Below are 20470 nucleotides of genomic sequence, written 5' to 3'. Positions count from 1 at the left end.
GCCCTCGCTAGCGTTGGCCTTGGTTAAGTCGCACTGAGAAATTCGCAGCTTCCGGTGACAGATAAAGGAAAAAACCTCGGGAGGTGAGCGGTGTTTCTGAAGGGATTTTCTCGGGTGTTTGTCGGGTGTCGTGCAGCGTCTGGATCGGGGGTTTGGCGGAATCGGGCTGGAGGCGTTGGCGGGTGGTTGCAGATGACAGAAAGGAGAACCCGAGGATGGAGGAATCGAGGGTCGGGTGATGCCAATGGTTTGGAGAAAAAATCTGGATTATTTATTGCCCTGACTGGCCCCTTCGCGAGCAAGCTCGCTCCCACAAGGTTTTTCAGTGGTCATAGATTCTGTGTACACCACCGCCCCCTGTGGGAGCGAGCTTGCTCGCGAAGAGGCCCGATCAGACGCCATCAAAACCGGCTACTGCACCAGCTGATTGATCTCAATGATCGGCAACAACACCGCCATCACAATCACCAGCACCACCCCGCCCATCACCACGATCATCAGCGGCTCCAGCAGCGCGGTCATGCCCATCGCCCGCCGTTCGATATCCCGCGACAGGGTTTGTGCCGCGCGCTCAAGCATCGGTGGCAGTGAACCGGTTTTCTCGCCGCTGGCGATCAGGTGAATCAATACCGGCGGAAACACATTCTCCACCCGCAACGCCGCCGCCAGGTTCACACCCTCACGCACCTTGGCCGTGGCCTCAGTGACGCTCAAACTCAAACGATCATTGGACAACGTCTGCCGCGCCGCCTCCAGTGCGCGCAACAACGGCACCCCGGCGCCGCCAAGAATCGCCAACGTCGAGGCAAAACGTGCGGTGTTCAGGCCCAGAATAAATCGCCCGAACAACGGCAACTTCAGCACCCGATGATGCCAACTCAAACGCGCCGCCGGATTGCGCAGATACAAGCGCCAGCTCCAAAACGCCCCGGCAATCAGCGCCGCACACAACCAGCCCCACGCACGAATGAAATCACTGGCGTTGAGCATCGCCAGGGTTAATCCCGGCAAATCCTGCCGCGCTTGGGAAAACGCACTGACCACCTGTGGCACCACGTAGCTGAGCAAGAAAATCACAATGCCGATCGACACCAGACCGACCACACCCGGATAGATAAACGCCGTAAGAATCTTGCCACGCAGGTTGTTGCGCTCCTCGATGTAGTCGGCGAGCCGTTCCATCACTTGCGCCAGATCGCCGGACTCTTCCCCCGCGGCGATCAATGCACGGTAGATCTCCGGAAAGTCCCGTGGTCGCGCCGCCAACGACTCGGCCAGACGCATGCCGCTGCGCACATCCGCACGCACAGCGCTGAGCGTATGGGCGATGTGTTTTTTCTCAGCCTGCTCGACCGTGGCACTCAGCGCCGCTTCCAACGGTAGACTCGCGCCCAACAGACTCGCCAGTTGCCGCGTGGCCCAGGCCAGATCGTTGTCGGAGAGTTTGGCGCTGAACAGTCCGCCACCGCCGTGCTGAGCGACGTTGCTTTCCTTGTGCACCGACAGTGCGGTCAAACCGCGCCCGCGTAATGTTGTTAACGCAGCAGCCTGGCTGTCCGCCTCAAGGTGCCCGGATTCGATCTTGCCGGTGGCATCGGCGGCTTCAAAACGATAGCGATTCATCAGGCGTCCCGTGTCACACGGAGGATTTCTTCAGGGGCGGTGGCGCCGCTGCGAATCCAGCGCTCACCGTCCTCGCGCAGGCTGAACATCCCGGCCTTGGCCGCCGAAGCGCGCAAGGCCTGCTCCCCTGCCCCTTGGTGAATCAGGGTACGGATATCGTCGTCGATGCAGAACAATTCATGGATGCCGGTACGGCCGCTGTAACCGGTTTGATTGCACGCCGGGCAACCGACCGGGCGCCAGGTGCCGGGCGCGGTGGGGTCTTCTTCCTTGCACTGATTGCACAGCCGCCGCACCAGTCGTTGCGCGAGCACGCCGAGCATCGACGAGGCCAGCAGAAACGGCTCGACGCCCATGTCGATCAAGCGGTTGACCGCTGACACCGCGTCGTTGGTGTGTAGCGTCGCCAGCACCAAGTGACCGGTCAACGAAGCCTGCACAGCGATTTGTGCAGTTTCGAGATCCCGGATTTCGCCAATCATGATGATGTCCGGATCTTGGCGCAGGATCGCTCGCAGCGCCAACGCAAAAGTCATGTCGATCTTGGCGTTGACCTGAATCTGGCTGATGCCCGGCAGGTCGTATTCCACTGGATCTTCGACGGTGAGGATGTTGCTGGTGCTCGCATCGAGCCGCGCCAGTGCGGCGTAGAGGCTGGTGGTTTTGCCGCTGCCGGTAGGCCCGGTGACCAGCACAATGCCGTGGGGCTGGCGGATCAGGTGATCGAGTTTGGCCAATACCTGCGCGTCCATGCCCAAGGTTTCCAGATGCAGACGCCCGGCCTGTTTGTCGAGCAGACGCATCACCACCCTTTCACCATGCCCGGTCGGCACCGTGGAAACACGAATATCGATCGGTCGTCCCGCCACGCGCAACGCGATGCGACCGTCCTGCGGCAGGCGTTTTTCGGCGATATCGAGCTGGGCCATGATCTTGATCCGAGACACCAGCGCGCCGTGTAGAGCCTTGCGCGGCGAAACCACATCGCGCAGCGTGCCGTCGACGCGATAGCGCACCACCGAATGGGTTTCGAAGGGCTCGATGTGAATGTCGCTGGCCTCATCGCGCGCGGCCTGGGTCAGCAGCGCGTTGATCATGCGAATCACCGGCGCGCCGTCCTGGGTGTCGAGCAGGTCGGTGATTTCCGGCATGTCCTGCATCAAACGGTCGAGATCGACTTCGTTTTCCGCCGCGCCGACTACTGCCGCCGCGCTGCCGGTGTCGGCATAAGCGCTGGCAAGCAAGCCATCCAGCTCATCATCGCGCACCCGCTGTATCGTCGCTGCGCCGAACTGCCGCCGCACCTCGCTGATCGACCAGCCCGGCGTCGACGGGCACACCGTCAGCACGCCATCGCACAACAGAATCCGCTGCGCCTTGGCCCAGGCGTAAGGCAGTGCACTCATCTCATGCCCTCCCCAATCCCTGTAGGAGCTGCCGAAGGCTGCGATCTTTTGATCTTTGGTCGTTTGGATCCGTCGAAGAGCAAGATCAAAAGATCGCAGCCTTCGGCAGCTCCTACACGTCGGTTTTCCAGATCAAGAGGTGATGTCGGCGTCATTGGATGGGCACCGCTTTGATGGTTGCGCGTGGGCCTGAGGCGGGCATAACCGCCGGCACACCCTGCGCTGCCGTCGGCAACTGCGGCGCCTGCATGTCCGGCATTGCCCAGCTGCGTTCCGGTTGCAAACCACCCTGAGCGCGGCGCATGAAGTCGTAACGGTTGAGGGTGATGCTGCGCCCCGCTTCGCTATCACGAATGATGTACGGGCGCAGGAACACCATCAGATTGGTCTTGGTGATCGCCCGACGTTCGTTGCGAAACAGCGCGCCGATGCCCGGCAGGCTGCCCAGCCAAGGCACCGCGTCGTTACTCTGGCTGTAGCCGTCCTGCAGCAATCCGCCGAGGACCATGATCTGGCCGTCATCGAGCAGGATGCTGGTATCGATCGCGCGTTTGTTGGTGACGATCCCCGCCGAGGTCGAACTGGCCGAAGCCCGCTCATCAATGCTGCTGACTTCCTGATAGATATCGAGCTTCACCGTGCCGCCCTCAGAAATCTGCGGGCGCACATTGAGCTTCAAACCCACCTCTTCACGGGTCACGGTCTGGAACGGGTTATTGCTGGTGCCGCCACCGCCAGTCACGTAACTGCCGCTGACAAACGGAATGGTCTGGCCGACAAAAATGCTCGCCGCTTCGTTATCCAGCGTCAGCAGATTTGGCGTCGACAGCACGTTGGTGCCGCCCTTGCTCTTCAACGCCCGGGCCAGCACCTTCAGATCAAGAATCTTGCCGATGCCGGGAATGTCCACGGTGCCGTTGACGTAGCCCAGGTTCAAACCTTGCGGTAGTACGTCAATGCTGGTCTTGCCGTTGGTGTTGAGTCCCGAACCACCCAGATTCGCGCCACCGATCACGCCATTGCCACCGAGGTTACCGGTCTGCCACTGCACACCGAACTCGCTGGCATCGTCCTCGCCGACTTCGACGATCAAACTTTCAATCACCACTTGCGCACGACGCTGGTCGAGCAGATCGATCACCTCACGCAGGTTGCGATACAGCGGCTCAGGCGCAGAAATCAGCAAAGTGTTGGTAGTCGCGTCAGCCTGAATGGTCACGCCGCCGGCACTGAAGGCGACGTTCTGATCGCTGTTCTGCGCACCGCCACTGCCGGTCGCGCTGCCACTGCTGCCCTGCGCGTAACTGCCGCCCGTGCTGCCGCTGCTGTTAGTGGTCGATGTGCTGCCGCTTTGCGTACCGCTCTGGCCATTCCGCCCAGCGCTACCGCCAGTACTTGCACCCATGGCGCTGAGTACCGAACGCGCACTGTCACTGCTACCACTGTCACTCTCGCCCGTCAGCAAACCGCGCAGTGCCTGCGCCAGTTTCGCCGCCTGCGCATTACGCAGATAAACCACATGCAGATTGCTCGGATTGCTCTGCGCGTTATCGAGTTTGTAGATCAGGTTGCGCGCCAGCTCCGTGCGCTCCGGACTGCCGGCGCGGATGATGATAGTGTTGGAACGCGGGTCACCAATCACCGCGATTTTCTGCGTCGGATCATTACCCGGCGCATCGAGCAAATCCGCCACCATCGGCGCGATATCAGCGGCAATACCGTTCTGAATCTGCACCACATCGGTGTCGATCGCACTCGGCGAATCAATGCTCGCGATCAACTGCGCAACGCGGGTCAGGTTCTCCGCGTAATCGGTGATGACGATGGTGTTGTTGCCCGGATAGGCGTTGATCGGATTGTTCGGCGAAACGATCGGCCGTAGCACCGGAATCAGGTTCACCGCGTTCTCATATTGCAGACGAAACGTGCGGGTGAGCATGCCGTTGCCCGCCGGTTTGTCAGCGCTGTAAATAGGCCCGCCGAGCAACTTCGCATCCGCCTCCGGCACCACCTGCGCAACACCGCCAACATCCACCACACTAAACCCCTGCATGCGCAACGCCGCCAGCAACATGTCGTAAGCCTGCCGCGCCGGCACCTGACCTTCTGACACCAGCGTCAACGTGCCCTTCACCCGAGGATCGACCAGAAACTGCTGCCCGGTCGACCGCGACAACGCCCGCACCACCGCTTGAATATCGGCGTCGACAAAATTCAGCGTTACCGGTTGATCGCCCAAAGGATTGCTCGGCAAGGCAATGCCCGACGCCGCCGCGCCACTGCGGGCACTTTTGCTGATGTTGTGCAATGGCTTCGGCACAGGTCGCGCCTGAGCCTGCGCACGCTCGCGGTCGAGCACCGCGTCGCCGCTGCGCTGGGTGTTGGCCAACGGCCGCCCGAGTTCACTGTCGACCAGCAACGGCGGCTGGTTTTGCGGTGTGGTGGTGGTGTTACTGCACGCGCTCAACGCCATCAGCAGCATCGGCAACGCCAGACGTGCCGGTTTGGATCCTGACCCCTTCATGAAGCTTCCTTAGCGCCCAGCGCCTGATCCATGCGAACGGTGCCTGACAAAGTGCCGGCGGTGACTTCGGTCGAGGGGTTGTCTGCACGTTGCAAACGGGCCTCGACCACTTGCAGAGAAAGTTGTGCCGGGTTGCTCAACAGCCAGTCGAGCACGGCGTCGGCCGGCGCCGCGTCGAAGGTCAACTGCCAGGCGCCCTGTGCCTCCTGTAGTTGGTAATGTCCCGCCAGGCCGCTGGCCTGCAGGGTTTGCTCCAGCGACTGCGCCACGCTTTGCCCGTCCGGACGCACGCTCACTTCGCGCAGCAGCACTTCCAGCGCTTCGGTCTGCGCGCGCAGCTTTGGCGTCTCGGTTTGCCAATAGGTAATTTTCTTCAGCGGTGGCTGGATCAGCGCAACCCACAGCAGCAAGCCGATCAGCGCTATGGCCATGCCGGCGACCATGCGTTTTTCACGCAAGGCCAACGGCTGCCAACGCACCTGCAACTGGGCGTTAAAGCGCTGCCACCTGGCGCGGTACAGCGCGAGCGAGGTCTTATTCATCTTCTTCCGCTCCGCCGCTGTCATCGCTTTCACTTGGGCTAGCCTCAGTGGACGGCCGCAAGGTCCAGCCTTCGTCGTCTGCCGTCACGCTGATGCCGGCCTGGGCCAAAGTGCTTTGCCACTCCTGATCATTGCCGCCACGACGGGCCTCACTCAGCAGACTCAGCTGCAAGGCGCCGTCGACAAACACCAGCCGCTCGACACTGCCAGCCATCGACGGCATGCCGCTGCCCGCCTGCAACACCAGCCGATTGAAAGTCTGCGCCGGATCATCCGCCGCGCCCTTCTGCCGCGCCGCCAGTTGCTGACGCGCCTGTTGCAACGGGTTGAGGATTACCGGCAACTCGGGGAAGGCCTGCTTTACCCGCAGGTTCATCTGGCTTTTCAACTGCTGACCCTGCCCGGCCTCGCGAGCGGCATACAGGTTCAAACCGATCACCCACACCGCCACGGCCAACGCTGAGAGGGCGATCGCCCTGCCCCAGCCGCGATGCTCGGTTTTTTGTTGCTGGACCGCGCCATGCAGCCCCCAACCCGGTAGCGGCCCAGTCCAGCGCTGCGCCTCCGCCATCGGCAATTCGGCGCCCGGCGGCGGTTGATCACCGATCCAATGCAAAGTGACGCCCGGTTCCCACACAACACCGTCGAGGCCGTCATCGAACAACGGCTGCACCCGCGCCACTTGCACACTGTCGCGCAGCAACAAATGCCCGTCCTGCACGCAAGCAACGGTGCCCGGCAACACCGGCAAACTGTACGGCGCCGGATAGAGTCCGCGCAGGTTCAGCCCAACGCTTTTCAGCAACAGGCCAAAGCGCAACAAGTGCTGCCGAGGCGCCCAGGCGATCTGCACCTGCCCGGCTTCATCCCGCGAACTGTGCGCGATGTGCATCTCACTGCTGTCGCCCAGCATCAAGGCCTGCGCCGCGCACTGCACCGCCGCGACAATCTTGTTGGCAGGCAGCGGCGGTAAATCGAGACTCGCCAACAGGCTGTCAGCCGGATGCAAAAAACACACCAGCGGCGGCAGTTTCGCCTGCTGACTCAACTGGCTCAGACTGAGGCGTTCTTCCCGCGTGACCTGGCCCTGACGATCCAGCCAGGCGCAGTGCAATTCACTGTGCAGATCCAGCTCCGCCAAGGGCGGCAACGCCACTTTCAACTGGCTCATACGCCCACCCGCGACCAGATCACCTGCGGCAAGCGGTCCTGGCTGCGATGCAGCAACGCCTCAAGACTGACCCGCCGCTGATCGCGCCGCGCCTCACCGCGCAGGCGAAACCAGTCACTGGTGATGCCGACCTTGACGCTAGTCAGCTCCAGTTGCGGCATGCGCAAGCGGTTAACAAAATCACCACGGTTGATAAACCAGCGCCCGGCATCACGCTCGGCGATCAGCGCATTGGCACGCTCCAGCGACAGCCCCGGCACATACGCGGCCAGGACCGGCGCGGTGGCCGTGTTGCCGTTGAGCCAAGTCGTCGCGGGGATCACCGTCAGGTACGGTGCCAGTTTGCCGATCAGCGCCTCATTCACGCCGTCGACACTGCGCAAATCATCGATGCTGCGCAGCATCGGCAACGTCGGCTTCTGCGGTTTGTGTGAAGCGTTAGGCGAGGTCGCGCGACCACTGTCAAAACCACTTTTCGGCGCCTCGGCAATCTGCGCATTCAGCAGTCGCGGGTACGAAGCAATCACCCGCTGACTGATGCGCTGACTCAACCCGGCGCTGACCCCGATCAACTCGCACAAACGCTGAAACGCCGCCACCTGCGCCTCATCAACCCGCTCATTGGCGACCAGATTGCGCAAGTTGAACTTGCCCTGCTCATCCTCCAGTCGCCCTTCAAAACCTTGCGCGGAAAGACGTTGCGCCCACGGCTGATCAAGCCGGGTCAACGGATCACGCTGACGTGCGTCCCAAAGCAACTGACGGCTGATCTCCAACCCACCCTGCACCAGCCACCGTCCCTGCACACGCTGCTGATCCGCCTCCAGCGCACGGGTCGACACGCTCTGGCGCGTCAACATGCCCGCCGCAATCACCGCCACCACGGCCGCAATCAACAACGCGCTGATAATCGCCATGCCCTGTTGCTTCGCCCCCTCAGGCGAGCGGCTGTTCATGGCCGGCCTTACAACTGCCAGGAACCGATATCGGCATTCACGCCGTCGCCGTCAGGCTGACCGTCGGCACCGAGGGAAAAGATGTCGATCTCACCATTCGCGCCGGGGTTGAGGTATTGATAAGGACGCCCCCACGGATCGTTCGGCAAACGCTCCAGGTACGAGCGCCAATTGCTGTTCTTCGCATCCGCCGGCCGCTCCACCAAGACCTTCAGCCCCTGGTTCATGCTCGGATAAGTACCGTGATCAAGGCGATACAACTTCAACGCCTGCATCAACCCACCAATATCCTGCTTCGCCGCCGTCGCCCGCGCCTGATCCGGCCGATCGAGCACCTTGGGCACCACCATCGCCGCCAAAATCCCCAAAATCACCACGACCACCATGATCTCGATCAGGGTAAAACCCTGCTGCCCACGCGGCGTGCGCATCGGTTGCTGAAGCGATTTGAAAGGTGCGATATCCATCTCGACATACCCTGGCTTGATTCGATTCGACGCGCAGTGTTGCAAGAAGATATGTCAGTGATGTTGAAAATCCTCGGGTGTTTTCGTCGTCAAGCCGTCAAGGACGCGGGTTAGCGTCGAGGGCTGGGTTTTGGCTTTGGGCGGTTTATGCGTGCGCGTTCGCGGGAAGACGGTTTCACGTTGATTGAGGTGCTGGTGGCGCTGGCGATTATTGCCGTGGCGATGTCAGCGGCTGTGCGGGTGGCGGGGTTGATGACGCAGAGCAGTGGGGTTTTAAGGGATCGGTCGGTGGCGCTGATTGCGGCGCAGAGTCGGATGGCGGAGTTGCGGTTGGAACGGAAGTTGCCGATGGGGATGAAGGCGCAGGACTGTGATCAGGGGCGGTTGTTGTTGCGGTGTGAACAGGTAATCGCAGCGGCAGAGAATGGTCGATTGCTGAAGATCGGCATCCAAGTATTCGACCGCAACCAGGATGCGCCGCCGCTGGCCAGGCTGGAGACTTTGATGTCCCGAACGGAAAGCCCCTCACCCTAGCCCTCTCCCAGAGGTAGAGGGGACCGATTGGGGGATATTCGAAAGCTACACCGACTTGAACGTATTTCATTGAATCCAAATTCGCCAAGCTCACAAAGCCAAATCGAAGGCCCTTCACCAAAGCCATAATCGCTACGTTCCTTCACCGAACCATAATCGCCAAAATCTTCCAGGTCGACGTACCCCGCAAGACACCTCGGTCGGCCCCCTCTCCTTCCGGGAGAGGGCTGGGGTGAGGGCCGCTTCTACTCGAGAAGCCCCCAGAATCACCAAAACCATAATCACCAAAATCTTCCAGGTCGACGTACCCCGCAAGACACCTCGGTCGGCCCCCTCTCCCTCCGGGAGAGGGCTGGGGTGAGGGCCGCTTCTACTCACGCAGCCTCCAGAATCACCAAAACCATAATCACCAAAATCTTACAGGTCGGCGTACCCCGCAAGACAACTCGGTCGGCCCCCTCTCCCTCCGGGAGAGGGCTGGGGTGAGGGTAGCTTTTGCCCTTCAGACTGCAACAGGCGAGAAGCCATCACTGCCATGACAATGGTATCGTCCCCTCCTTTTTCAAATTTCTGACAGATTATGAATAGCACCAAATCCTCAATCCGGGTCGTGGCTCCCACACCAGGCATCCCTGAATCAATGGATACCTGACATGCCCAACTTATCGCAGAACACGAGGTTAAATAAGTTGCTGGCCGTGAGCGAAGCCAGTGTTGACAGGGCCAAGTCCAACACCGACTTATTGAAGGTGATCCATGAGTTCGCCTCGTACCGTGGCCCGCTCGAATTCGATCACACACGCGCATGGTGGTTTTTCGGCACTGGCCTGTTATTGCTTGCGAGTGCTGTGATCCTTTATTGGATTGGGAATATCTCTAGCGTCGCTCTGTTCTTTTACCGCTTGGAAATTGATCCCGACTCGTTCGGCATCGGTACTGGTTTTCTTGGCATCGTGATTGCCGTTTGGAGTCTGACATGGATGAAATCCAAATCTGATCGGTTGCCGTCGCTCAGTAAAAGAATTGCTCGACTGTCATCCTACTTCCACAACGGACTGACTTTCCTGAGAGAAGACTCGGCCGCGACCCTCAAGGAGCTGGACACGGAATTTGGTGATTACCGCCGGGGCGACTACAGCCGCAAGTTGGTCGAGTCGATACAGGGCGTATTTACCGGCACGTTGCGCAACCTCCCTTACACGTACCGCCAGTTGCACTATGTCAACCAACGAGAGGTGCATACCACGATTACCGACGAAAAGGGCAATACCAAAACGGAGACTCGGGTGGTTTATGACCACTACGATCGCTACAGTTTGGTCATCGACTTTCCATGGGTCACCGGAATATCAGTCAGATCGGATTACCAGTCAAAGAACGACTATTCGCACCCCATGGACACGACTTCTCCGGATTTCAATAAAGCATTCCGTTTGACCGGTCGCAGCGAGATGCTCTGTGCGAAATTCATCAAGCCTTCGACGGTGCTCCACTTGCTGAAGCTGTTCGACATCCTCCATCGTCCGAACCTGGAGTTCTCCGACAGTGGAGAGCTCTGCCTCAGTTTTGAGAGCAGCGACCTGTTCGCGTACGGTGCTCAGTATTCGCTGGCTTCGCCCAAAAATTTTTACGCAGAAATTTCTGCTGGTATCGAACTGCCGCGACTGATGTCTGCGCTCCAATGGAGCCATGCACTCAGTGAGCTGCACGATGACAACTTCAGCTCCCTTACCCCTACAAACCGCAAAGAGAAGTAAGCCATGGACATTGCACTCATCCTCGCCGCTGTTATCGCTGTCGTCATGATCATCGGGGGATTCAGCATCTACAACGGCATCATCGGGGGACACAACCGAGTACAACGTGCATGGTCGGACGTCCTCGTTTACGAACGCCAGAAGACCAAAGTTCTCGACCAGCTTCAAAAAGTGCTCGCAGATTTCATGGTCTATGAGGCCAGCCTCCTGGAAAAGATCACCGGCCTTCGCAGCGCGGTCAACGCCCTGCCTGCGGGCGCCAATGGCAATGCCCTCACGACCGTTGAAACCGCCACCCGGGAGCTAATGGGTGGCCTACGCATCGCTTTCGAGGCCTACCCTGACCTGAAAGCATCAGAAGCGGCGAACAACATGATGCGTGAAATTGCCGAACAACAAGAGAACGTCGGCGCCGCCATCACCATCTACAACCGCAACGTCGAACTGTTCAACAACGCCATCGAGATGTTCCCCGGCTCGGTCGTCAATGGCCTGTTCAACAAGAAAACTCGCGTCACGCCATTCACCGATACCGAAGCTTCGCAGAGTTTCTCTTACACCCCGAATATCTAACCTGCGTTAAGTATCGAACCATCGCCCGTGAGGGTGGTGGTTCGATCACCTGCCTTCTTGAATAGATTCGCCGCTGATTTCTCGGGCGCGAACCATTTAATGACACGAGCGTTCAATCGGCCCCTTCTGAATCAACCAGCCCCACCACCGGAACCTGCCACGAAGGCTTTTTCCCGCTCTGACCATCAAACACACGACGCGCCTCGCGAAAATCATCCACGTGCTCCACAACCCACGTCCAAATCGGCGACATGCGAACCAACAACTCCATACCCAACGCCGTCAGCTCGTACTCGACATGGGGCGGCACTTGATCCAACTCCCGCCGTATCAGCAGACCATCGCGTTCCAGCGCCCGCAGCGTCTTGGTCAACATGCGCTGAGTCACGCCCGTCATTTGCCGTTTGATCTCGGCATGACGCATCGTGCCGTACACACCCAAAGCATGCAGGATACCCAGTGACCAGCGGCTACCGGCGTGAGCCAGGACTTCGCGACGCACGCCATCATCGTCTCGTCTTAGCGTCTGGCAGATCGCTTCTGCCTGGCTAAGGGTTTCCTCATCGGTCATCTGTCCCCCTGGTATCACGCGTGTGCCTTCTTCTGAGCGCTGCGCAATCGTGCCAGCATCGCCAAATCATACAGACGACGGATCTCAGGAGACATCATGACCGAAGCGACCCACCCTTCCCCACAATCCATTCTCGTACTCGGCGCCGGCGAACTCGGCCTGCCGGTGCTGCGTAATCTTGCGCGAGTAGCCAAGCGCTCGCCCGGCAGCACCATCAGCGTCCTGCTCAGGGATTCGACCATCAACACGCAAGCCCCCGAGAAAAAACTGGAAGTCGATGAACTGCGCAGTCTGGGCATCCAGCTAGTCGCTGCAGACCTGGTTAACGATTCCATCGATCAACTGGCCGAAGTGTTCGCAGCATTCGACACCGTCATAGGCTGCGCAGGCATGGTCGCGGGCCGTGAAACGCCGATGAAACTGGCGACAGCCGCGCTCAGGTCCGGCGTGAAGCGCTACTTCCCTTGGCAGTTTGGCGTCGATTTCGAAGTGATTGGCCGGGGCAGCCCGCAGGACTTGTTCGATGCGCAACTCGACGTGCGCGAACTACTTCGTGCACAAGATAAAACCGAGTGGGTGATCATCTCGACCGGCATGTTCACCAGTTTTCTGTTCGAGCCGGTCTTTGAGGTCGTCGACTTTGAGAACGACGCCATCAACGCCTTGGGCAGCCTGGAAACCAGCGTGACGCTCACGACACCCGAGGACATCGGTAAGCTGACAGCGGACATCGTTTTCTTCGAACCGCGCTTTCGCAATGAGATCGTCTACCTGTCTGGCGACACGGTGACGTACGGGCAGGTGGCGAGCATCCTTGAACGTGTGCTGGGGCGGCCGTTCAAGCGTAACGTCTGGACGGTTCCGTACCTGATGCACGAGCTGGAAAAAGACCCCACTCACCACATCAAAAAATACCGCGCCGTATTTGCCCAAGGCAGAGGCGTGTCGTGGCCTAAAGCGGGGACTTTCAACGAACAGCAGTCGATTCAGGTCACTACGGCTGAACAGTGGGCTCGGGACAACCTGGCAGTCAATTGACGCAAAGAAAGCCCCACAACCGCAGGTACAGAAACGCGTAGGTCTCTCGATATGTATCGCGGCTGAAGAGCCAGCCCGCTCCCACCTTGGAACACACACAAAGGTGGGAGCGAGCCTGCTCGCGAAGGCGCCAGAGTTCACACCTGATCAATCACCAAGTGCCCCCGACACCCGTATCACTCCGGCAATTGCAAATTATCCAGCGCCCGATTCACCGCCAACTCCCCGAGCATGATCAACTGCGCAATCCCCGCCAGCGCATGGCGTTGCGATGCCGGCAACAGGCTGGAGACGTTCTGGGCGATGGTTTTGGCCGAAGCGAGTGTTGCACTGGCATCGACCAGCAGTTCTTCGGTTTTGTTGTCTGCCGTCACGGCGTACATCCTACGGTTTTTACGTGGGGGCGGCGTGGAACCGGGTGGACAGAGGTAATGGTCGAGAGCGCGGTCGGCGGCTTCGTGGAGTTTTCTGGAATCGATGGATTCGTAGGGGGAAACCGAGGCGGTTTCGGGCGGGTTGGGTGTTGGTTTGATCATGGTGAAGCTCCAAATTTATACCTGGTGGAACCACCAACACCTGTCGCTAAACAAGTAAGGGTGGCAGCTGTACGCGGGTTAGCGAACCGAGAGGTATAAGACCCGGCAGACCCGAAGGTCTCCCACGCACAGCCACCATATCGTCGTCGTAAACGTCTGCGACAAACTGGAGCGTCGTTGTACTTATACCTGGTCAGGTCGCTAAACCCGGTCGCTGGGTTGCCAGCGACACGTAGACAATAAAGACCAGGTACAAAGCGCACAAGCCGGCGGATTCTGGCGTAGCTGTAGGCAAAGGCGCAAGGGTGTGTAGCCTGAGAGAGTGTTTGGAGATGTCTTTTTAAACATTGGCGTTTATCGGGGCCTTGCTGCGCCGCTCTCCCCCTTAACTGGGTCAAGCCCTTTCCCCCGGTCAAAAAATAACGAGCACTCATAACCGGGCATAGGCAGCTTCGAAATCACTGAGTGCTTGGTTTACTTTGTATCGAAGCATCAGCGATGCGGAAAGCTTCACCATTGCTTCAAATAGGACATGACCTGATTGAATCTGGCATTGACCAACACAATGTCCGGCGTAATCGCCAGGTTCATACGCGTAAACAGTGTAAAAAACCCTGCCCGAATCCTCCCGACTCAACCCCGCCGTGAGATGGGTGACAGAGCTATCCGACACTGGGAGCTCAGATCGTGAAAACTCCAGAACATCATCGAAAGGAATGAACATTGCCGAAGCAGACATCACAAAGAGACTCGCGATATCCAACGCCTCCTCAACGTTTTTGAGCTCAGGTGTAGCGTACTCGTGCTCAAGAAAATTTCGCATATCGACAACTTTACGCAGCAGACTGGGTGCCAATAACCCTAGCGCCCTTACTCGCTCGATCTTCTTCGGCACGTTCCATCTAAGTGAAGAATAGCCAAAAGAGATCAACAACTGATCAAGCTGTCCGACAATGGCGCGTTTCACGTTAGTCGTTGCGTTAACAAGGGCTGCCAAACCGCCCCGTTCAAAATCGTCTTCTGCCAAAGTCAAAAATTCAATCGGAGAAATTTTCAGATCTGTCATTCCAAAACTTCCGCCTCCCGATGCCACTCCACTGCCGCTCAAATCAAATCCATGAGCGACGCAAAACTCTTTAATTTCCATCTCAACTCCCGGCTAATTGGCGGCTACAGGCAAACTTTGGAAATCAGTGTATCAGCGAAAATTCAGCTACTCGGTCGAACAGAATAGTTGGTCTACGTGCCTTCGGTATGCCTTTTGGGGACGTATTTGTTGTTTCAGAAAATAGGCCAGTCCCTAATTACTCTGGGCGCGATGGCGAAAGCAGCGATAAGGTGGGCGGCGCATGCCGAAGGCCCAGGTAAGAAACAATCCCACGCCCCCTTCCGCCGGGTATCCGGAGTTTTTGTCGAGCTAGAAATCGGCTGGAGAAACTGTCAAATGAAAGCGTCGATCCTCGTACTTTCCGCACTTTACTGCATCGGTATCAGCGTAGCGTTTGCCGATAGCTCAGAGGCGCCAAGCCCAGGCATCATCGTTGGTGAACGTTTGGTAGCGGCCAAGGCAAAGCTGATCAAACAAGGATGGAAGCCAACCCGGATGCATACCAACGACGGCTATCAATACAGTGGCGTGGAGAAGGAGCTGGCTGCACACAAGTTCTTCGAACTGGATACCTGCTCGTTTGATAGCTCGCGTTGCATCTTGTACTACGCGAAGAAAGGAACTTGCCTACGCGTCGATACCATCGGTGAGCAATTCAATGACATGACCGTGACGCGATGGACCCGCGAATGTCCCGAGGCGCCTCAGTAATCACGTGAAAACGGCGCAGGAAAGTAACCGACCCGCTCCCACAGGTTTCAGCGCCGAACACAATGTCCGCTACTAACACAAAACCCTGTGGGAGCCAGCCTGCTGGCGATAGCGGATTATCAGGCAACAGAAACAGCGCATGTGCCATCGCTACCTGCCCCGCACCGCATCAACCCGGCAATTGCAAATTATCGAGCGCCCGATTCACCGCCAGCTCCCCGAGCATGATCAACTGCGCAATCCCCGCCAGCGCATGGCGCTGCGATGCCGGCAACAGGCTGGAGACGTTCTGGGCAATGGTTTTGGCCGAAGCGAGTGTTTCACTGGCATCGACCAGCAGTTCTTCGGTTTTGTTGTCCGCCGTCACGGCGTACATCCCACGGTTTTTACGTGGCGGCGGCGTGGAACCGGGTGGACAGAGGTAATGGTCGAGCGCGCGGTCGGCGGCTTCGTGGAGTTTTCTGGAATCGATGGATTCGTAGGGGGAAACCGAGGCGGTTTCGGGCGGGTTGGGTGTTGGTTTGATCATGAGTGAATCTCCAAATCATAGAAAAGGAGCCATCATCTTTCGCTACCAAACGAAGGGGTGGTGGCCATGCGAAGGTTGGTAGACCGGTGACTTGGAGAACCGGCGCGCCCGAAGACGCCCTGCGCATGGCCACCATAAATACACAGCCCCAAAAAGGCCTGTATCGGGTGACGCTATGCGCCAAGTCTAAACCGGGCTACCAAACCCGATCGCTGATTCGTCAGCGACCGGACCACAATAGAACCCACCCCCAAGGCGCACAAGCCGGCGGATTCTGGCGTAGCTGTAGGCAATGGCGCAAGGATGTGTAGCCTGAGAGAGTGTCTGGAGATGTATTCTTAAACATCGGCGTTTATTGAGGCTTTGTGGCGTTCTCTTGCCCCAGAAATAGATCCGATCCCTTATCCACTAAACAAAGAGGGATGATTTATTTCTAGGTAGGAAATCAGCCCTCTTTTTTCGCCAGTGAAAAGGGTGGCATTCTTAACTTCCAAAGATTTGAAGTTTTAAATAAACCTGTACTCTTTACAGTCGCCACCGCACGCACGCTCTGTTCCCCTCCATTGGGCTCGCTAGGGACAATCCCAGCGACGCCCACAGACCAGCCCGCCTTATCTAAAGCTTACGTAGTTTCAATTCTCGACCCAGGATTATCCCAAGCTTTGTTTCGGTGGCGGTCATCGAAATATCTTTACAAGCTGCGATGAAACTTTCCTGTGCGGAGCGCCAATAGTTCTCACGTCTTTCACCCAAGCGGAAATGAAGCTCAAAAAAATCTTTCAGCTCAGCAGTTGTTAAGGATTTCAGTGTCGATTCGTATTCTTCTTTGGTGGCACTAGACAGGGTATTGATCGACTTCTGGGTAAGTTGGTCTGTCAATAAGTAGCTCTGGACTGCCTCTTTCAGAGAGACAATTTTTTCCTCTGGGGGATTCAGCTTGGCTTTGAACTCCCACAATCTTTTGGGCGCTCGTTCACGGTAGACATATTCAAGTTTTTTGTAGGCATCCGGATCGCTTTTGGCCTTCTCCAGCCAAGCGGACAATAAGTGCTCAGCCTCACTTTTATAACCGTGCAGGCAAAGATCATCGAAAAATCTTGAGATTTGGCCCGCGTCCAATCTATAGATTTTCTTAGTCAAAATTAGCAAAAATGACTGAACATCAGTTTCGGTCTGCTCAAGGCTCCAGTAAAGATCTTTTATAAAGGTGTCAATTCTGTTTTGAAATTCGGCGTTTTTTATGTTGGCTTTTAATGGTTTAAAAAAAATCGCCACATCTTCATGTGCCATGACGCCAAGCCTGAAGTAGTCGATAGCCAACTCGGAGAGTTTATTTGCGCGGATGGCAATTTTGCTAATCATCGCGTCCCACTCTTCATTTTTAGGCTCATTTGGCTGTCTAAAAATGTGGTTAGCCGCATAGTCCAGCGTCACTCCATTACTGAAACCGCGAAAATAACATATACCCAAAAATATCAGAGTTGGGATGTAAGCCCTGTATAGGCTTTCAGGTAGTGAGTTTTGCTTGGGCAAGATCTCGATTACGGCCTCTAATGTTTTCTTGATGATCCTTATGTTTTGAATTTTGTACTCGGCAAAGACCTCTTTCGCGATAGTGATTATAGGAGTATCGAGACCGCCAGCGGCTATTTTAAAACTGTCCGCCGAAGTTGGATTTAACGCAATTTCTTTATCAATTACTTTTTCGTGGAGGCTTTGCCATATTTGCTTATCCTCCATGCTGTCAGTATTCAGGATTAATAAGAATCGGCAGTTGTATTTCTCTGTAAACTCATTGATCAGCCCTAGAACCTCACTTATTTCGAGAGATTTATTTTTTCTTTCAACATCATCAATGATGATCGTTTTTTTCTTTACCATTTGGGGCAAGGCAGCTAGCGCTGCATCACCGACACTTAAACCAAGAAACTTCTTAGGAATAGCTTCAAGAACATTAATAGCGCTAACTGCGAAGTCCTTCGCCTCAATATTGGAAACCTTTATACTATCCTGAAATAATTTTCTTTTGATATCTTCTATATTTCTCGCACCAAATGCTGAAACCTCCAATACACCTTTGTTCTTAGGTTTCAGAGTCTGCCATAAATAGGTTTTTCCTGTTCCCCATTTCCCAGTCAGCGCGATGACTCTGTATGCCGGATTCGATAGCGCGCTCTGAAGTGCGTCCGCTGCAGTCTGGATCGATGTCTTCATAATTTCCTTGAATTCAGAAGATTGAGGTGAAAAAGCCTTCGTACGGCACCGGTAACCACCTTGTCAATCACCTGACCATTCGCACAGCCACAATCACTGCTCACGCTGCCAATTTTGCAAAAGGTTCAAGATCGACCTCCACGAGCGGGGGCAAGACATGGACGAAATTTCAATGGTTTCGATATCTCCGTCCCCAAGGGCATGGTAGTAGCCGATACAGAGCATGGCCAATACGATGAAGATTGCCTCCATTGAAAGCTTTTTTTGTGGTTCCGAAGGAGGCGACAGTTTTTTTGGTTTTAATGACTCAGTGTTCAGCACCGCTAACAAAACCGGACTTAACAGTGATCCCAAAGCTGATGATGACCAACAACAGAGAAATGACACTCCATTGCAGCACTACTAGCTTCCGTTTGAGGGGAGCTCGGAAACTGGTCAAGTCTTCAGAGCTCAGCTCACCTCTTTTCAAATAAAACTTGGGGAACGTCACAATTCCCGAAATGCCGCCTACAAGTAGAAGCTTTCCCCAAGGCCCACCATGCCGAAGCAGAACCCGAGTCATGATGGCTGAGCAATTCTTCAGGTGCTCCAACATCAAATCCGTCGTCGTATAGCCAAGGCGCAAACAGAGGCCTCCCCAAAGAATTAGCCCTGCCAGATCAACGATGGCAATGGACAGAATTACCTGATCAACGACGTTCAAACTCATTTACTAGCCTCATAGGTCTTCTCACCGGCCCATTCGCCTGTAGCCCTACCAAGGGTTCCACCAGCATATGACACCGCTACGACGATGACGCCACGGACCGGGCCCAATCCCCCGCGTTGCCAAACATAGTGGTGATTAGGGAGGCCTTTAGCTACTCTAAAAGCAGCCCAATTCAACATGGACAAGGATCAGTGGAGATGAGAAAACCCCGAATATTTTTGGCATCCTCCGTTGAGGGGCTTGATGTAGCCAATGCTATCAATGAAAGCCTCGACTACGATGCCGAGATTGTGCACTGGAAGGATGGATTTGATCTGTCAAGCTATACGATAGAGAGCTTGATGGAAAAATCTCGAACGGTGGACTTTGCTATTTTTGTCTTCACTCCGGATGACGTTTCGACTATTAGGGAGCAGAGCCACATTGTGGTTAGGGATAATGTGCTTTTTGAGTTGGGGCTTTTTATTGGCAGCCTATCAAAAGAACGATGCTTTCTTATTAAGCCCCGCGGCATTAATATGCATTTCCCTACGGACCTCCTGGGGTTAACACCTGCTGACTTCGAGGGTAACCGCTCAGACAGGGATCTTACACAAGCAGTAAATTCACCATGCAGTAAAATCAAAAAAGAAGTTTTAAGACTCGGCTTGGCCACGGATGATTCTACCATTATAAAAGCCCGCACAAAGAAAACTGGATTTGACTATAAAGTCGGAACAATAGAGCTGCGCTTACTGTTAGAGATATTTGAAAAAGGCCTGCATAATGTTGAAGGAGTTATGTCAGGCGAGCTATTTAACGACTCTAAATCGGGTGAATTTTACTCTATTGCCGTCGTCAAACTTGAACGTCTAGGGTTTATTCAAAAATCTATACATGCAGATGGTAGGTACGAGTATTACACCTATTCCGTGACACCTGACGGGCTAGATTACATCCTGGCAAATGAAATAGAAATAAAAGCCACAAAGAAAACCAAACCAATAAGGCAAGACACTCAAAGCCCAGCAATCGACTTTGATTCATTTGATGATGACATACCATTCTAACGAACGCCGCTCCGCAGTTACCGACCGAAAAATGATAAGGAGCGACCAACAAGAAGAATAGAAACCAAACATCCCCATACAACCAATCTCTCCTAGCTATGTTAGCTTCGTGTATTATATCTTCAGCGTGGAGCCATCGTATCGAGCGCGATGATTAATTTAGCAAAACGATTCAGCATGTAGCATAAATTTGCGGATTAGGGGCAGCAGAATATAGAAAACGGAACGTATTTAGTTTAAAGAAAATCGATCCACCCCTAATACTTATTGAAAGCTCTTTCTATTATCGAGTTCAACAATCTGTGATTTATGCTGCACCAAACCCAATCGACAGGCGTTTCGATTGTGGATTACAACAAACCAATAAACCAACACCTTACAGCCTAATGTTTTTAGAAAATTGATCACGATACAAGTACGACCTCATGAGAAACTTACCTGCGAAAATGACC

The 20470-nt window shown here is 55.8% G+C and carries 19 protein-coding genes; 6 read left to right on the top strand and 13 right to left on the bottom strand.

Features of this window, described 5'->3' with window-relative positions; all coding sequences use genetic code 11:
- Positions 1–411: 411 nt before the first annotated feature.
- The 7 genes from gspF to gspG form a co-directional block, all read right to left on the bottom strand.
- Positions 412–1623 carry a type II secretion system inner membrane protein GspF gene (gene gspF / locus HU718_RS13390; protein ID WP_186616036.1) on the bottom strand — a complete coding sequence of 404 codons (1212 nt, stop codon included), beginning with the start codon at positions 1621–1623 and terminating at the stop codon, positions 412–414.
- The gene (gene gspE, locus HU718_RS13385) at positions 1623–3029 is read right to left on the bottom strand and encodes a type II secretion system ATPase GspE (protein WP_186616037.1); all 1407 of its coding nucleotides are present in this window, start codon (positions 3027–3029) and stop codon (positions 1623–1625) included. Before gspE ends, gspF begins: the two co-directional genes overlap by 1 nt.
- Positions 3030–3180: 151 nt before the next feature.
- A complete protein-coding gene (gspD, locus tag HU718_RS13380; protein ID WP_217868288.1) occupies positions 3181–5553 on the bottom strand; it encodes a type II secretion system secretin GspD in 2373 nt (790 codons plus the stop codon).
- Complete coding sequence (gene gspM / locus HU718_RS13375; protein WP_186616039.1) at positions 5550–6095, bottom strand: type II secretion system protein GspM; 546 nt, start codon at positions 6093–6095, stop codon at positions 5550–5552. Before gspM ends, gspD begins: the two co-directional genes overlap by 4 nt.
- Positions 6088–7266 carry a type II secretion system protein GspL gene (gspL, locus tag HU718_RS13370; protein ID WP_186616040.1) on the bottom strand — a complete coding sequence of 393 codons (1179 nt, stop codon included), beginning with the start codon at positions 7264–7266 and terminating at the stop codon, positions 6088–6090. The genes gspM and gspL overlap by 8 nt, the downstream gene beginning before the upstream one ends.
- On the bottom strand, positions 7263–8222 hold the full coding sequence (gene gspK, locus HU718_RS13365; RefSeq protein ID WP_103302424.1) for a type II secretion system minor pseudopilin GspK: 960 nt from the start codon (positions 8220–8222) through the stop codon (positions 7263–7265). Before gspK ends, gspL begins: the two co-directional genes overlap by 4 nt.
- A gap of 8 nt (positions 8223–8230) precedes the next feature.
- Positions 8231–8689 (bottom strand): type II secretion system major pseudopilin GspG, encoded by a 459-nt coding sequence (gspG, locus tag HU718_RS13360; RefSeq protein ID WP_038368790.1) that lies wholly within the window; start codon positions 8687–8689, stop codon positions 8231–8233.
- Between the two features lie 147 nt (positions 8690–8836).
- Between gspG and gspI the strand changes: the two genes are divergently transcribed.
- From gspI to HU718_RS13345, 3 genes are all read left to right on the top strand, one after another.
- Positions 8837–9223 carry a type II secretion system minor pseudopilin GspI gene (gene gspI / locus HU718_RS13355; RefSeq protein WP_186616041.1) on the top strand — a complete coding sequence of 129 codons (387 nt, stop codon included), beginning with the start codon at positions 8837–8839 and terminating at the stop codon, positions 9221–9223.
- Positions 9224–9876: 653 nt separating this feature from the next.
- The gene (locus HU718_RS13350) at positions 9877–10980 is read left to right on the top strand and encodes a hypothetical protein (protein ID WP_186616042.1); all 1104 of its coding nucleotides are present in this window, start codon (positions 9877–9879) and stop codon (positions 10978–10980) included.
- A gap of 3 nt (positions 10981–10983) precedes the next feature.
- Positions 10984–11553 carry a LemA family protein gene (locus tag HU718_RS13345; protein WP_110719111.1) on the top strand — a complete coding sequence of 190 codons (570 nt, stop codon included), beginning with the start codon at positions 10984–10986 and terminating at the stop codon, positions 11551–11553.
- Positions 11554–11665: 112 nt separating this feature from the next.
- Here HU718_RS13345 and HU718_RS13340 read toward each other — a convergent pair whose 3' ends face one another.
- Positions 11666–12124: a winged helix-turn-helix transcriptional regulator gene (locus tag HU718_RS13340; protein WP_077573217.1), complete on the bottom strand. Its 459-nt coding sequence runs from the start codon at positions 12122–12124 to the stop codon at positions 11666–11668.
- A 96-nt stretch (positions 12125–12220) separates the two neighbouring features.
- On the opposite strand from HU718_RS13340, the gene HU718_RS13335 reads away from it, so the two are divergent.
- Complete coding sequence (locus HU718_RS13335) at positions 12221–13162, top strand: aromatic alcohol reductase (RefSeq protein WP_186616043.1); 942 nt, start codon at positions 12221–12223, stop codon at positions 13160–13162.
- Positions 13163–13338: 176 nt separating this feature from the next.
- On the opposite strand, the gene HU718_RS13330 is transcribed toward HU718_RS13335, so the two are convergent.
- Positions 13339–13698: a DUF6124 family protein gene (locus HU718_RS13330; RefSeq protein ID WP_186616044.1), complete on the bottom strand. Its 360-nt coding sequence runs from the start codon at positions 13696–13698 to the stop codon at positions 13339–13341.
- 430 nt (positions 13699–14128) lie between these two features.
- Positions 14129–14845 carry a hypothetical protein gene (locus tag HU718_RS13325; protein ID WP_186616045.1) on the bottom strand — a complete coding sequence of 239 codons (717 nt, stop codon included), beginning with the start codon at positions 14843–14845 and terminating at the stop codon, positions 14129–14131.
- 297 nt (positions 14846–15142) lie between these two features.
- Here HU718_RS13325 and HU718_RS13320 point away from each other — a divergent pair, with 297 nt between their 5' ends.
- Positions 15143–15517: a hypothetical protein gene (locus tag HU718_RS13320; RefSeq protein WP_186616046.1), complete on the top strand. Its 375-nt coding sequence runs from the start codon at positions 15143–15145 to the stop codon at positions 15515–15517.
- 169 nt (positions 15518–15686) lie between these two features.
- Here the strand turns inward: HU718_RS13320 and HU718_RS13315 are convergent, their stop codons facing one another.
- From HU718_RS13315 to HU718_RS13305, 3 genes are all read right to left on the bottom strand, one after another.
- Positions 15687–16046 (bottom strand): DUF6124 family protein, encoded by a 360-nt coding sequence (locus tag HU718_RS13315; RefSeq protein WP_137218217.1) that lies wholly within the window; start codon positions 16044–16046, stop codon positions 15687–15689.
- A gap of 615 nt (positions 16047–16661) precedes the next feature.
- Positions 16662–18260, bottom strand: a complete 1599-nt coding sequence (locus HU718_RS13310; protein WP_186616047.1) for a P-loop NTPase fold protein — start codon at positions 18258–18260, stop codon at positions 16662–16664.
- 307 nt (positions 18261–18567) lie between these two features.
- Positions 18568–18969 (bottom strand): hypothetical protein, encoded by a 402-nt coding sequence (locus tag HU718_RS13305; RefSeq protein ID WP_186616048.1) that lies wholly within the window; start codon positions 18967–18969, stop codon positions 18568–18570.
- 197 nt (positions 18970–19166) lie between these two features.
- Between HU718_RS13305 and HU718_RS13300 the strand changes: the two genes are divergently transcribed.
- Entirely contained in the window at positions 19167–20018 is an 852-nt protein-coding gene (locus tag HU718_RS13300; RefSeq protein WP_186616049.1) for a TIR domain-containing protein, read from the top strand.
- The last annotated feature ends 452 nt before the right edge of the window (positions 20019–20470 follow it).

The sequence above is a fragment of the Pseudomonas tensinigenes genome (genome assembly GCF_014268445.2).
Lineage (GTDB): Bacteria > Pseudomonadota > Gammaproteobacteria > Pseudomonadales > Pseudomonadaceae > Aquipseudomonas > Aquipseudomonas tensinigenes.
Note: the sequence above shows the minus strand (reverse complement) of the source record. Positions and strands in the feature narration are given on the sequence as shown.

Bases quoted from the DNA above. Each gene is read 5' to 3' on its own strand.
- HU718_RS13305 (WP_186616048.1), bottom strand. From the start codon at position 18,969: ATGAGTTTGAACGTCGTTGATCAGGTAATTCTGTCCATTGCCATCGTT.
- gspD (WP_217868288.1), bottom strand. From the start codon at position 5,553: ATGAAGGGGTCAGGATCCAAACCGGCACGTCTGGCGTTGCCGATGCTG.
- gspE (WP_186616037.1), bottom strand. From the start codon at position 3,029: ATGAGTGCACTGCCTTACGCCTGGGCCAAGGCGCAGCGGATTCTGTTG.
- HU718_RS13320 (WP_186616046.1), top strand. From the start codon at position 15,143: ATGAAAGCGTCGATCCTCGTACTTTCCGCACTTTACTGCATCGGTATC.
- HU718_RS13340 (WP_077573217.1), bottom strand. From the start codon at position 12,124: ATGACCGATGAGGAAACCCTTAGCCAGGCAGAAGCGATCTGCCAGACG.
- HU718_RS13325 (WP_186616045.1), bottom strand. From the start codon at position 14,845: ATGGAAATTAAAGAGTTTTGCGTCGCTCATGGATTTGATTTGAGCGGC.
- gspK (WP_103302424.1), bottom strand. From the start codon at position 8,222: ATGAACAGCCGCTCGCCTGAGGGGGCGAAGCAACAGGGCATGGCGATT.
- gspG (WP_038368790.1), bottom strand. From the start codon at position 8,689: ATGGATATCGCACCTTTCAAATCGCTTCAGCAACCGATGCGCACGCCG.
- HU718_RS13310 (WP_186616047.1), bottom strand. From the start codon at position 18,260: ATGAAGACATCGATCCAGACTGCAGCGGACGCACTTCAGAGCGCGCTA.
- HU718_RS13300 (WP_186616049.1), top strand. From the start codon at position 19,167: ATGAGAAAACCCCGAATATTTTTGGCATCCTCCGTTGAGGGGCTTGAT.
- gspI (WP_186616041.1), top strand. From the start codon at position 8,837: ATGCGTGCGCGTTCGCGGGAAGACGGTTTCACGTTGATTGAGGTGCTG.
- HU718_RS13345 (WP_110719111.1), top strand. From the start codon at position 10,984: ATGGACATTGCACTCATCCTCGCCGCTGTTATCGCTGTCGTCATGATC.
- HU718_RS13335 (WP_186616043.1), top strand. From the start codon at position 12,221: ATGACCGAAGCGACCCACCCTTCCCCACAATCCATTCTCGTACTCGGC.
- gspL (WP_186616040.1), bottom strand. From the start codon at position 7,266: ATGAGCCAGTTGAAAGTGGCGTTGCCGCCCTTGGCGGAGCTGGATCTG.
- gspM (WP_186616039.1), bottom strand. From the start codon at position 6,095: ATGAATAAGACCTCGCTCGCGCTGTACCGCGCCAGGTGGCAGCGCTTT.
- HU718_RS13330 (WP_186616044.1), bottom strand. From the start codon at position 13,698: ATGATCAAACCAACACCCAACCCGCCCGAAACCGCCTCGGTTTCCCCC.
- HU718_RS13315 (WP_137218217.1), bottom strand. From the start codon at position 16,046: ATGATCAAACCAACACCCAACCCGCCCGAAACCGCCTCGGTTTCCCCC.
- HU718_RS13350 (WP_186616042.1), top strand. From the start codon at position 9,877: ATGCCCAACTTATCGCAGAACACGAGGTTAAATAAGTTGCTGGCCGTG.
- gspF (WP_186616036.1), bottom strand. From the start codon at position 1,623: ATGAATCGCTATCGTTTTGAAGCCGCCGATGCCACCGGCAAGATCGAA.